Below are 12,763 nucleotides of genomic sequence, written 5' to 3' on the forward strand. Positions count from 1 at the left end.
TTCGTGAATCATGACGACAAACCAGCATCAAGGCAATTAATGGGTCCTGAGCCTAACTGCCCCATCTCTGTCGTGGGTTTCGCGGACCCTACGCGGACAAATCCTAGATTTCCAGAAGCGGGTGCGGCAGGATTGAAAGAATTGTTTAGGTTTTGATTTTGGGAGACAGAATATGAAGACGCCATTTTTGATATTGGCCGCTTTTTTGTTGGTAAACGCTGCACATGCGCAAAGCGGTTTTGGATCAGCAGACGTGAGCAGCGGTGAGGGTGAAATCGGCGCGGATAGTTTTGATGTGAGTGATATGACGCCAGACGATCAAACGCCAACTGGCAAGTTTACAACGGCTGCCGAGGTTGGCCCGATCTTGCAAATGACTAAAGGCAACTGGGCCGCGGTGCGTGAATATGATGGACAAGACTTGGTGTATTGGAGCCACATCTTTAGTTGGCGTTGTGGTCTGAAAGGGGCGAAATATTCGATCAACGATGCGCCCTTGCAGGATTTGCCGATGCCGGAGTGTCACATGAAATATCAACAGCCCAACTCGATCCTGAATGACGAGGCTCTGATGACCTTCCATCGCCATGAATTAGGCAGCGTCAAATCTGTGCGCATTGATGTGTTGCTCGATAATCTGACGACGCAGTCGGTGACGCTTTTGCGTGAGAATATCTTGATCCCCTAGGGGTACATTTGAAAGGCGGGCAGGTAGGGGGCCAGCCCCCGTCGGCAAAGCCGAATCCCCCGAAGTTTATTTATAAAAGTGAAGGGGCCGCGCGCAAGTTGTTTGAGCGCGCGGGCCTGATGTTAAACAGAACGTGTGATGCCGCCATCAACGCGGATATTCTGACCCGTGATATAGGCCCCACCATCAGACGCAAGGAACGCAACAACGCTCGCGATCTCAGTCAGTGAATTGCCATAGCGCCCCATAGGGATCAGCGCGCGGAATTCATCCTTTTCAGGCAGGCTATCGATGAAGCCGGGCAGCACGTTGTTCATTCGCACATTTTCGGCGGCATATTTATCTGCGAACAACTTGCTAAATGCTGCAAGCCCTGCGCGCATCACACCAGATGTCGGGAACACGGCATTTGGTTCAAATGCGTCAAAGGTAGAGATGTTAATAATCGCGCCACCACCTTGTTTCAGCATTATGGGCGTCACCAAACGCGAGGCGCACACGGCCTTGAGGAAATAGACCTCCATCCCCTCATGTCAATCCGCGTCGGTAAGTTCCAAAACGGGCGCGCGCGGACCGTGACCTGCGGAGTTTACCAATACATCAACGCGGCCTCAGTGATCCATTGCGGCATCGACGAGTTTTTGAATGTCGCCCTCGGATTTGTTCGTGCCAGTGATACCAACACCGCCAAGTTCTTTGGCCAGCGCTTCGCCTTTGCCAGAAGAGGACAGGATGCCGACTTTGAAGCCATCAGCTGCCAAAGCACGCGCGCTATCTGCGCCCATGCCAGAGCCGCCAGCGGTGATCAGTGCTACTTTTACATCAGACATTTTGAAGTCTCCCGATTAGGTTTTCTTAGTATCGTCAACGATATCCATGGTCGCCATGCCACTATTGCCAAGTGCTACGCTCGCGAAGGGACCGCCGTGGCACATATCGCCCACGTCTTGCGGATTGGCGGGTTCCGCATTGGCAAGAATGTCGGCTGCAAACTGTTCTGCGTTGTCTTTGGGGCGATAGCCGAGGAAGTTGACTTGGCTGTTGTCCACAGGTGCGCGGTCGTTATCCGAGACACCATAGACCACAGAAAACCCGACAGTCGGGCTATCAATGCAGCGGGTCACAAGCTGGATAAGGTCATCATATGACAGCCAAGAGCCAAGCGCGCGCGGGCTGGTGACTTGCGCGCAGGAGAGAATACGCATGTGCACGCTTTCCAGACCGTGTTTGTCCCAATAGAGCGAGCCAAGATCTTCGGCAAAACACTTGGCAAGACCGTAGAAAGTATCAGGTCGGTGAGCGACGTTGGTGTCGATGAAGTCGCTTTTGGGGTGCATGCCAACCGCGTGGATAGAGCTGCCATAGATCACGCGCTTGAGGCCAAGGCGATGTGATGCTTCCCAAATGTTATAAGCGCCGACAAAGTTTGGGCCGAGCAGTTTCTCGAACGGACCTTCATCCGCATAGGCCCCCATATGCACAACCATATCCGCGCCATCCAGCACGCGCATCATATCGTCCATGCTGGCCAGATCGCCACTCATATAGCTCTCACCCGCGTAGAGCGTGCCGATGTCATCCGCGATATCAGTAGAGACCAACTCATCGCAAAGCTGCGTCAGTGGTTCGCGCAAGTAAGAGCCAAGCCGACCAGCCGCCCCCGTAAGTACAAGTTTTTTCATCGCTTTTGACCTTTATGCCAAGGTGAGTTTACTTACCGCAGCACCCAGTCGATCCATCGCAGTGGATAAAAGGTCCATTGAAGCCGCAGTTGAGATACGAAAGAATGGGGACAGCTCGTAAGCGCTGCCCGGAACGGCGGCGATGCTTGGCGCGCTTAGAATATAGGCGGTGATTTCTGCGTCGTTGCTGAGAATTTCCCCGCTTGGTGTTTTAGCACCGATGAGAGCGGCGCTGCCTATAAAGCCGTAGAACGCACCACCAGGCGGATCGAGCGTGAGACCATCGATCAAAGCGATCCGATCCACCACCAGATTGCGCCGTTCTTCAAAGGCCGCGCAAAACCGGCGCACGTCATCTTGCGGACCGCTCAACGCAACGGCAGCAGCGGCCTGCGCAATCGCGCAAGCACCAGAGCAAATCTGGCTTTGCACCTTGGTCATCGTCGCGATCAATGCCTGCGGTCCAGCGCAGTAGCCAATGCGCCAACCTGTCATTGCATAGGCCTTGGAGACGCCGTTTACAGTAAGTGTGCGGTCCTTCAGACTAGGATTTGCTACTGCGAAAGACTGGAATTTGCGGCCATCAAAAAGGATATGTTCGTAGATTTCATCTGACAGGATCAACACATCGGGATGCTTCGCCAAGACCGCGCCAAGCGCGCGCAGCTCAGCGTTTGAATAGACAGCACCCGCAGGATTAGAGGGCAAGTTCAACATGATCCAACGTGTCTCGCTGTTCAACGCTGCTTGATGTGCGGCCTCGATAATATGCGCGGGCGTGTCGAAATCAGGCTCACCAAGGCCGAGGTCAATCACATCTTCACCTGCCGCAATCGCCGCTTTGGCCGCTTGCGACACCCAAGCAGAAGCAGAGGGTTTTACCTGCGCAAGTCTGGACGCCGCAAATTTCATTTGAGTGCGTCTTTTACAGTGGCGAGTGCTGCATCAGAAGCTTTGGCAAGCAACATCGTGTCGGTGGCACAAGCAACAAACGTAAAACCGTCATTGAGCAGATCAGCCGCGAATGTGGTGTCATTTACGAGCGTGCCAACAGGAACGCCTTTGTCTATCAGCGCTTTTGCGGCGGGCTTGATGAGATCCCAAACATCTTTGTGCAAAGGTTGCCCAACAAGGCCAATGTCGGCTGCAATATCTGCGGGACCAAAGAAAATGCCGCTTACGCCATCCACAGTTCCAATCTCAACCGCAAGCTTGATCGCAGCGGCGGTTTCGAGTTGTAGAATGACTGTGGTTTCGTCCTCAATACGGGCCACGTAATCCTTGACGCGGCCAAATTTTGTAGCGCGCGTTCCGCCGGAAAAGCCACGAATGCCGTTTGGCGGATACCGCGTTGCGGCAACCGCCTGCTTCGCTTCCTCAACGCTTTGGATCATCGGAAACAAAAGCCCCTCGACTCCCATATCGAGCAAGCGTTTGACGATCACAGGATCATTCCACTCAGGACGCACAATCGCGGTGGTTTCGCTAGGCGCAAACGCCTGCAATTGGCCGAGAACACTAAAATAATCGTTTGGCGAATGCTCCATATCCACAAGCGCCCAATCGTAGCCTGAATGTGCTGTCACTTCGGCTGCGAAATTATTCGCGAGAGAGACCCATAAACCGATCTGTTTGTCTTGCGCCTTCAAGGCTTTCGTAAAGGGATTAGACGCCAGTTTCATTAGATAATCGCCTTTTCAATGATCGGTTTGTTCAATTCGATACGCTCATAGTTAAACGGGCTCATGTCGAGGGTTTTGTAGTGCCCATGCACCATGAGTTCCGCCGTGCCGCGCCCCATGGCAGGGCTTTGCTGAAGGCCGTGACCCGAGAAGCCATTGAGAAAAAGAAGTTTTCAACCGTCGTATGCGGCCCTAAAATCGCGTTGTGATCGAAGGTGTTATAGGCGTAATGCCCACCCCTTCCGATTGCACTTTGATCGCTTCAAACTGTGGAATGCGCGTGGCGAGGACGGGCCAGACGTGGTTTTCCCAGATTGAATGATCCATTTGGAAGTCATCGTAATCCACGGCTGGATCAATCTCTGAATGACCACCACACTGATACGTGCCACCGCCATTTTCACGCACGTGAATGCCCGAAGGATCAATGGTCAAAGGCAGATCACGATCGAGCGGCTTCTCTGCCGAGAAGATCCAAGAGAACCGTTTGCGCGGCTCAACAGGAACAGCGACACCCGCCATCTTCGCCGTTTCAATCGCGCGCGGGCCAGAGGCGTTAAGCACATGAGCGCAGGCAATCACTTCACCCGATTTCAGCTTCACATTTTCAACACGCGTTCCAGCTGCGTTCTTGGTCATAGCCACGACTTCGTTCTGCACATATTCCACACCCCGTTCGCGTGCGGAGCGGCGCCACCAATCGAACACGGCGGTGGCGTCCCAGAACCCTTCATCCACAAGGTTGATAGAACCGAGCACGATGTCATCGACGTTGTAGAACGGATAGGCCGCTTTGATCTGCTCGGGGCTCATCAACTGCGTGGCAGCACCCGCTGCAATTTGGGTTGCTTGGCTTTCGCGCAGGACATCCGCGAAATCGTCATTGTCCGCCAAATACATGTAGCCGAAGTTCTGAATCGATAGGTCCGGCACACGATCATCATTGCCCATGTAGCGCGGCAGGTTTTTGACGAAATCAGCGGCGAATTGCGAAATGCGCACATTTAGCTCGGTCGAGAATTGCTGCCGCATGCACGAATTGGTGTGCATGGTTGAGGAAAACTCGTAAGATGTATCACGCTCGACCACGAGGACCTTGCCGTCAAAATCTGGATCATCCGAAAGGAACCACGCGACAGAAGCGCCCATGATTGCGCCGCCAACAATGACCACGTCATAGCTGCTGTGATTTGGTGTTTGCGTTGCCATTAAACAGCCTCCCCATTTGCGATTGCAGTTTCAACTTCGGCGATGTCGCTCGCGCTCAGACCATAGTCATTCGATGCGGTCTCAGCTGAAATATATCCGCGCGCAAGGTCGCGTTTGACCAGATCGGCAGAGCGCTCTTTGGGGTCGCCGTAGCCTGCGCCACCGGGGAAGGCCATCATCACTTTGCGTCCATGTGCGACGAACTGTTTGCCTTTGCCATTCATCGGGGTGCCGTCGTCTTGCACAATGGTTGTGGCCGCTCCTGCGCCACCACCACGACGCCCTTGCGCTGGATGGTTGACGCGGTCGAACATGGCTTGGATGTCAAACTCATGCCCTTCGCGCGCGCCGACTTCCATGAACTGCCCGAGTCCGCCGCGCTGCTTACCCGAACCGCCCGAGTCAGGACGCAGCTCTTTGCGCCAGATGATCACAGGACCTGCATGTTCAGTCGCCTCCACTGGCATAGTCATCACGCCAGACGGGAAGGCAGTCGCGTTGAGGCCGTCATGTTCAGGACGTGCGCCGGAGCCGCCGGAGTTGAACGTCAGCACCTCCGAGCGGCGCGCATGTGCGGGCGCTGGCGCGTCTGTGCGTGGACGCAAAGAGACTTGGAAATTGCACAGGCATCCCGCGCCTTCGGCAGGAACCAATCCCGGCACGATCTTATCGAATGCATTGTAAACCGCGTCAGGCACGAAGTGCCCTACAATATGACGCAAAGCGACTGGGGCTGGGTGCACAGCGTTAACGATAGTGTTAACAGGCGCTTCGATCTCGAACGGGGCGAGCGAGGCCGCGTTGTTGGGAATTTCAGGCGCAATCGCGACTTTCAAAGCGTAGCATGCATAGGCCTTTGCGTAGACGAGCGGGCAGTTGATGCCCTTTTTGTCGAGATCTGAAGAGCCTGTAAAATCCGAAACGATACGGTCTTCATGCACGGTAACTTTCACTTTTAACGTTATCGGCGTGGCAAACCCATCGACCGTTAATTCACCGTCCGCAGAGCTGCGAGGCAGGGCAGCGATCCGCTCCAAAGTTGCGCGGCGAGAGTTGTCGAGGATGAACGTCGCAATGCCATTCAAGTCCGAAAGCTCGAATTCTGTCATCATTTCAACGAGGCGGCGATGGCCGATCTCGTTACACGTCGCAAGCGCATACATATCACCAATCAGCTGATCAGGCTCGCGCACGTTGCCGCGCACAATGCGCACAAGCGTCTCATCGACGGTACCACGATCTGCGAATTTCATGATCGGGATGTAGAGCCCTTCTTCGTACACGCTAGCAGCATCCGCACCAAAACCGCGCCCACCAATATCCACGACATGCGCGGTGCAGGCGAAGAACCCCACATGTTCACCACCATGAAAAGAAGGGGTAACCATGGTAATATCGTGCAGGTGGCCCGTACCTTCCCAAGGGTCGTTAGTGATGTAGACATCACCGTCACAAATGTTCGCGACGCCGATCCGACGTATGAAATGCGCGACAGCATCGGCCATGGCGTTGACGTGACCGGGTGTGCCTGTGACCGCCTGTGCGAGCATTTGACCGCTGACATCATAGACCCCAGCTGAAAGATCGCCCGCTTCACGCACAGAGGTGGAAAAGGCTGTGCGCACAAGGGCTTGCGCCTGTTCTTCGACAACCGAAATGAGGCGGTTCCACATGACTTGGTAAGCGACGTTGGACGGGGACTGGCTCATGATGCCGCTCCTTTGCTGTAGTCTTTGACGGGCGGTATGGTCGCATCGCTGGCGATGACCATATCGATACAGCCATCCGCCTGAACGACGGCGTGACGACTACTTGGGACAACGATGGTTGTTTCACGCTCAAAAATCAGGGCTCCACGATTGATGACGCGTCCTGCCTCCATCTTTGTGCGATCATACTTATACGTGTTTATGCGTTGGCCCGCGCCTGGGTCAAAGAAAGTACACTTGCCGTTCATCGTCGCTTTTTTCAGCTCCGTCACCTCTGTGACGCGCGCCACAGGTTGCGGCGGGGTTGTCGCGTTGACGGACCAAACGGTAATTTCGATATCCATGCCCTCAACCGGACGGCCGAAGAGCTTGGTGTAATCCTCGATAAACCGCGCTTCAAAGGTTGTGGCATCGGGGTTCATCGCCTGCTCTTTGGTCAGTGTGATTGGGATTTCCCAACCTTGGCCTGAGTAGCGCATGTAGACTTTGAACTCTGGCAAGATTTCACTTGTCGCATCACATGTGCGCACGAAACCAGTTGCTTCGTTTTGCAATTCGCTCAGCAATTCGCGGATCATATCTGGGTCAAAATCCGAAAGGCGTAAGTAAACAGAGCGGTTCGCTTCAAAGCTAAAAGGCGCGCGCAGGAAGCCGATGGCTGAGCCAACCCCGGCACCCGGCGGCACGAGGCAGCGATCAATGCCGAGCTTTTCGCACAAACGCCCGGCGTGCAGAGGGGCCGCGCCACCAAAAGCGATCATGGTATATTCAGAGAGGTCCTCACCATTTTCAACCGCGTGAACGCGCGCGGCATTGGCCATGTTTTCATCGACCACTTCGGCCACGCCGTAGGCCGCTTCACGTGCATCCATGTCAAGCGTGTCGCCAATCTGCGCGCTCAGCGCAGTTTTGGAGGCATCCTCGTGCAGTTGAATCGTGCCACCTGCGAAATTATCGCCGTCAAGCTTGCCCAGAACAAGGTCCGCATCGGTCACCGCAGGACGTGCACCACCGCGTCCATAACAGGCCGGACCCGGCTCGGAACCCGCGCTCTCGGGGCCGACGCGAATCTGACGCATCGCATCCACGTGCGCGAGCGATCCGCCACCAGCACCAATCTCAACCATATCAATCACAGGGATCGAAATTGGCATGCCAGATCCCTTTTTGAAACGATACGTGCGCGCAACTTCAAAGACGCGCGACGTTTTCGGGGTCTGATCCTTGATCAAACAAATCTTCGCTGTCGTGCCGCCCATATCAAACGACAACACCTTATCCAGACCATAGCGCGCCGCAATGTTGGCAGCAAAGACCGCACCGCCCGCAGGGCCGGATTCGACCAAACGCACCGGGAAATCAGCGGCGCTTTCAATAGAAATAATTCCGCCACCCGAATGCATTAAGAAGATGTTGCAATCGACACCTTCTTCGCGAAGACGTCCTTCAAGACGACCCAGATAGGACTTCATCAATGGTTTGATATAGGCGTTAGCGACGACTGTATTGAAGCGCTCGTATTCACGCATTTGCGGCGAGACTTCGCACGACAATGACACCATCGCATCAGGCATCAAATCGAGCAGAACCTCTCGTACCAGTTGTTCGTGGCTGTCGTCCAAATAAGAGTGGATCAAACCTACTGCGACACTCTCGTAGCCAGCCGCTTTAATTTGCTCGACGACAGGTTCGATGTCCGCGCGCGTCAGTGTTTTCAATTCATGTCCGCTCGCATCCATCCGGCCCGGAACGGTGAAGCGCATGTGCCGCGCGAGCAGGGGTTCGGGCAGGTTGAGGTTCAAATCATATTGCTCAAACCGGCTCTCCGTGCGCATCTCGATCACGTCGCGAAAACCCTCGGTGGTGATCAACGCCGTCTTCGCACCGCGTCGCTCGATCAGTGCGTTCGTTGCCAATGTTGTGCCGTGGATAATCTGAGTAATCTCTGACGATGCAATGCCAGCTTTGCCACAGACTTGTTGCAAGCCGTCAATAATCGCATTTTCTGGCGCGATGTAAGTCGTCAAAACCTTGGTGGAAAACGAATTCCCGCCAACTTCAAGAACCACATCCGTAAACGTGCCGCCGATATCAACGCCTAGACGCGCAGGTTGTTGTGTCATGTGAGGAACCCCGATTCATTTTGATCAAGGTGCGGCAGTTCGGGCATCGCTGCAAATTATTGTTTTGATTGGAGTGATCGAAAAAATTGATCTAGTGTGGTTCGAACTCTTTAGAGCATCTGTCTGCCAATAAGGCACAGTCGTTAATGAATTGTGCGCTGGTGTCTTCCCTGTATCGAGCCGCAAAGCGCAAAGGGGAGGGGAGCCAATCGACATCTATGATAGCAAGTGTATCGACGTCCAATTCACGCCGGACCAAGGCCTCTGGCAACAAAGAGACCCCCATCCCGTCCGCAGCCATCTGCACGCAGGACGCTAGGCTATTGGAGGCGATCATCTGTGCCGTCGGAATAGCATTTTTGCGCATGTGCGCGCTTAGTTCCATGTAGGCTTGGGTGTAACGCGCATGGGTCAGCACGCAGTGGGTGAGCAAGTCAGCAACGCTTTGCGGACCTTTCAGTTGTTGCGCGATACTTTGCTGTGCGACCCAAACATAGGGCGATTTTCCAAGCTCGACCTCACCATCCACGTCGCTCTCGAAGGGGGCTGTTTGCACGGTCAAATCCAAGCGGTTTGCGCTGAGGTCCGCATCAAGATTGCGCGAGAGATCCACAGTCAACTCAACATTGAGCGAAGGATAAGCGGCCTTGATCGCGCGCAGATAGCTGTGCAGCCATGTGTACGCGACCAGTTCGGTCACGCCAAGTCGCAAACGATCCGCGATCAAATCGGGGCGTTGCGCAATGTACACGATTTGCTCAGCATCGCGCAGCGTTTTACGCGCCATCGCAAGAATTTCAGCACCTTTGTCTGTCAGTTCGATATTGCCAGCACTGCGCGTCATCACGCCCAGCCCCAACGTCTTTTCCAGCCCTGCGATACGCGCTGAGATATTCGGCTGTGTTGTGTTCAGATGGTGCGCCGCCGCGCGAAAACTCCCCAGATCAGCCACCCATACGAGCGCTTCAAGTTGTTTCAGCGTGAGGACATTTCCAATCATTTACGAGCGGATGCGCGCGAACTCAGGGTCATACGGACCGGCCGCAATGATCTGTGCAGCCACCATGTCTCCGCACAAATCAAGCTGCATTGCCGTGCCCACTTCGGACACCGCAACATCAACAAACGCATACGCAAGGTTTTTGCCAATGCGGTGGCCCCAATCGCCAGAGGTAATCGTGCCGACGACAGCGCCTTCTTGCATCAAGGATGCGCCGCCGAGGGCAGGGGTCTTGTCTGTTGCTATCTCTAGGCTCACGAATTTTTTAGTCGGTTCCGCTTCTTTGCGTTTGAGCAAAGCGTCGCGACCAATGAAGTCAGGTTTGTCGAGCTTCACGAAACGATCAAGAGCGGTTTCAAACGGATCGAACTCGGTGATCAGGTCTGCTTTCCAATGAAGGAAGCCTTTCTCCATGCGCATCGATTCAACCGCACGCGCGCCAAAGAGCTTCAGGTCATGCGCCTTGCCCGCTTCGCGTAGCGCTGTGTAGGCGGCATAGAGCGACGCGTTTGGTACGTGAATTTCATAAGCCAACTCACCCGAGAAACTCACGCCCATGACTGTCGCAGGCGCAAACCCGATAAAGCACTCACGCACAGAAAGCCAAGGAAATGCCGCTTTGGACCAATCGCCACGCGAACAGGCGCTGAGCACATCGCGCGACTTTGGACCTGCCAGAACAAGGATCGTTTGATCATTGGTGATGCTGCGGATCTGCACGTCTTCATCCGCGTTCATATGCGCGCGCAACCAATCCATATCGTGGAACTCGGACGCCGCGGCGGAGCCATACCAAGCGCGCGCAGGTCCACGATCGGACGCAGGGATATTCGCAATCGTCGCTTCGCCCTTTACCATGCCAAAGTGATTAAGCAGATAGCCAAGCCCGACACGCCCGTCACGCTTGGTGACGTTGCCACAGAACATGCGATCCAAGAATACATGCCGATCCGTGCCAGTGATTTCGAAACGGTTAAAGCCGTTTACCTCACACAGGCCAACATTCTCTTGAACATTGCGCACTTCTGCGGCGATCACATCGAATGCTTCATCAAAGTCGAATGTCAGAGACGGATGAAAATCAGGCGTCGGCTTGATGTATTCCACGCGCTCCCATCCGTTAACGACGGTAAATTCTGCGCCCTCTGCTTCCAAAATCGGCGTGATCGGCGTGGTTTTCGCGCCGCGCCCTGCTGGGCGGTGCTCATGGGGGAAGTGGAAGCGGAATTCGTTCTGATAATCCTCAATCGCTTTGAGCGCGGTCAATTCGACATTTGTATGTCCCGTGAAACGACGCGGATCGATGCACCATGTGTCGTACTGCGCTTCGCCGTGCACGATTTGCTGCGCCAGGAGCCAACCGTGACCGCCGCCTTCGCCAACACCCGCTCGCAGGCCAATGATGCAGAACGCGTTACGCTTGCCGGGGATTTGTCCAACCAATGGCGCGCCATCAATCGTGTAGGTGATCGGGCCATTCACAACCCGCTTGATGCCCACTTCTGTCAGTGCTGGCATACGCTCGAACGCGCCCTCTAGCACATCCATCACGCGGTCCAGATCGTCCGGGCACAGATCATTGGCAAAGTTCGGGCTGATCCCGTCCATGCCCCAAGTTTTGCAGTCTTGCTCATAAAATCCGACGAGCAAGCCGTTCTTTTCCTGACGCGAATAGTAATCAGAAATCGGGCAACGCAGCAGGGGCATACGGTGCCCTGCTTCGACAATCCCGGGAATGTCTTCAGTGATGAAATATTGATGCTCCATCGACGCCACCGGGTGGTGCACACCCATCATCGCGCCAACTTCATTCACGCGGTAACCGCAGGCATTCACAACAATATCCGCGTCGATGCTGCCTTTATCGGTTCCAACCGTCCACGTATCATCCCTATGCTGGGTTAGGGACGTCACATTGGTGTGGCGGTAAACTTCTGCACCTGCTTTGCGTGCATGAAAAGCAAGCGCTTGGCTCAGTTGTGCAGGATCAATGTCGCCGTCTTCGCCGTCCCAAAGTCCGCCGAGTAAATTGTCTGTCGAGATAAGCGGATGGCGACGGGCGCATTCTTGTGCGTCGATGACCTCATACTCAACGCCCATGCCACGCGCCATGGAGGCGAAATGGCGATAGCCTTGCATTTGCGCCTCGGTATTAGCGAGACGAATGCCACCGTCGCCGTGGTGATAGCCAACCGGATACTCAGGGTCATCACGCAGTTTCTTGTAAAGCGCTACAGAATGGGATTTGAGACCAACCATCGTCTGGTTCATGCCAAAGTTCGTCACCTGCGCTGCGGAATGCCAAGTGGTGCCAGAAGTCAGCTCATCGCGTTCGATCAAGACCACATCTGACCACCCTTCTTGGGTCAAATGATAAAGTGTTGAGCATCCGGCGATGCCTCCGCCAATGACCACAACTTTGGTGCGTGATTTCATGATCGTTTTCCTGTTAATAATCGTCAGCATTTGCGAGCATTTTACATGCGCTGACAAGGGTGCAATGCGCTTTACTTAGAAATTTAGGTACAGAATGACCGCGACGGTTTTTCTATGAGAAAGCTGCGCCCTTTTGTAGCCTAGACAGACCCGCGGGACACTTGCGCGGCTACTGTAGCTTGTCTCTGAGAGCTTCGTAAGGGGTCTGGCCGTTATGCGCGCCGTGCGGTCTAG

General features: G+C 54.6%; 8 protein-coding genes and 2 pseudogenes. 1 reads left to right on the forward strand and 9 read right to left on the reverse strand.

Annotation, left to right across the window (positions count from 1 at the left end; translation table 11 throughout):
• Positions 1-172: 172 nt before the first annotated feature.
• A complete protein-coding gene (locus PFRI_RS00140; RefSeq protein ID WP_084649536.1) occupies positions 173-688 on the forward strand; it encodes a hypothetical protein in 516 nt (171 codons plus the stop codon).
• Between the two features lie 122 nt (positions 689-810).
• Here the strand turns inward: PFRI_RS00140 and PFRI_RS00145 are convergent.
• The 9 genes and pseudogenes from PFRI_RS00145 to PFRI_RS00185 form a co-directional block, all read right to left on the reverse strand.
• Positions 811-1,518 (reverse strand): annotated as a pseudogene (locus tag PFRI_RS00145) (SDR family oxidoreductase).
• A gap of 15 nt (positions 1,519-1,533) precedes the next feature.
• Positions 1,534-2,370 (reverse strand): NAD-dependent epimerase/dehydratase family protein, encoded by an 837-nt coding sequence (locus PFRI_RS00150; protein WP_072628748.1) that lies wholly within the window; start codon positions 2,368-2,370, stop codon positions 1,534-1,536.
• Positions 2,371-2,382: 12 nt separating this feature from the next.
• Positions 2,383-3,282 carry an aminotransferase class I/II-fold pyridoxal phosphate-dependent enzyme gene (locus PFRI_RS00155; RefSeq protein ID WP_072628749.1) on the reverse strand — a complete coding sequence of 300 codons (900 nt, stop codon included), beginning with the start codon at positions 3,280-3,282 and terminating at the stop codon, positions 2,383-2,385.
• Positions 3,279-4,052 (reverse strand): HpcH/HpaI aldolase family protein, encoded by a 774-nt coding sequence (locus PFRI_RS00160; protein ID WP_072628750.1) that lies wholly within the window; start codon positions 4,050-4,052, stop codon positions 3,279-3,281. The genes PFRI_RS00155 and PFRI_RS00160 overlap by 4 nt, the downstream gene beginning before the upstream one ends.
• Positions 4,052-5,261, reverse strand: a pseudogene (locus tag PFRI_RS00165) (NAD(P)/FAD-dependent oxidoreductase). The gene PFRI_RS00160 and the pseudogene PFRI_RS00165 overlap by 1 nt, the downstream one beginning before the upstream one ends.
• Positions 5,261-6,970 (reverse strand): hydantoinase B/oxoprolinase family protein, encoded by a 1,710-nt coding sequence (locus PFRI_RS00170; protein ID WP_072628751.1) that lies wholly within the window; start codon positions 6,968-6,970, stop codon positions 5,261-5,263. The pseudogene PFRI_RS00165 and the gene PFRI_RS00170 overlap by 1 nt, the downstream one beginning before the upstream one ends.
• Entirely contained in the window at positions 6,967-9,093 is a 2,127-nt protein-coding gene (locus tag PFRI_RS00175; RefSeq protein ID WP_072628752.1) for a hydantoinase/oxoprolinase family protein, read from the reverse strand. The genes PFRI_RS00170 and PFRI_RS00175 overlap by 4 nt, the downstream gene beginning before the upstream one ends.
• Positions 9,094-9,184: 91 nt before the next feature.
• A complete protein-coding gene (locus PFRI_RS00180; protein WP_072628753.1) occupies positions 9,185-10,093 on the reverse strand; it encodes a LysR family transcriptional regulator in 909 nt (302 codons plus the stop codon).
• Positions 10,094-12,529 carry a GcvT family protein gene (locus PFRI_RS00185; RefSeq protein WP_072628755.1) on the reverse strand — a complete coding sequence of 812 codons (2,436 nt, stop codon included), beginning with the start codon at positions 12,527-12,529 and terminating at the stop codon, positions 10,094-10,096.
• Positions 12,530-12,763 lie beyond the last annotated feature (234 nt).

Source organism: Planktotalea frisia (assembly GCF_001890925.1).
GTDB classification, from domain to species: Bacteria; Pseudomonadota; Alphaproteobacteria; order Rhodobacterales; family Rhodobacteraceae; genus Planktotalea; species Planktotalea frisia.

What these genes read in the sequence shown, in the direction of transcription:
- PFRI_RS00175 (WP_072628752.1), bottom strand. Translation starts at nt 9,093, where the DNA reads ATGACACAACAACCTGCGCGTCTAGGCGTTGATATCGGCGGCACGTTT.
- PFRI_RS00170 (WP_072628751.1), bottom strand. Translation starts at nt 6,970, where the DNA reads ATGAGCCAGTCCCCGTCCAACGTCGCTTACCAAGTCATGTGGAACCGC.
- PFRI_RS00150 (WP_072628748.1), bottom strand. Translation starts at nt 2,370, where the DNA reads ATGAAAAAACTTGTACTTACGGGGGCGGCTGGTCGGCTTGGCTCTTAC.
- PFRI_RS00140 (WP_084649536.1), top strand. Translation starts at nt 173, where the DNA reads ATGAAGACGCCATTTTTGATATTGGCCGCTTTTTTGTTGGTAAACGCT.
- PFRI_RS00160 (WP_072628750.1), bottom strand. Translation starts at nt 4,052, where the DNA reads ATGAAACTGGCGTCTAATCCCTTTACGAAAGCCTTGAAGGCGCAAGAC.
- PFRI_RS00155 (WP_072628749.1), bottom strand. Translation starts at nt 3,282, where the DNA reads ATGAAATTTGCGGCGTCCAGACTTGCGCAGGTAAAACCCTCTGCTTCT.
- PFRI_RS00180 (WP_072628753.1), bottom strand. Translation starts at nt 10,093, where the DNA reads ATGATTGGAAATGTCCTCACGCTGAAACAACTTGAAGCGCTCGTATGG.
- PFRI_RS00185 (WP_072628755.1), bottom strand. Translation starts at nt 12,529, where the DNA reads ATGAAATCACGCACCAAAGTTGTGGTCATTGGCGGAGGCATCGCCGGA.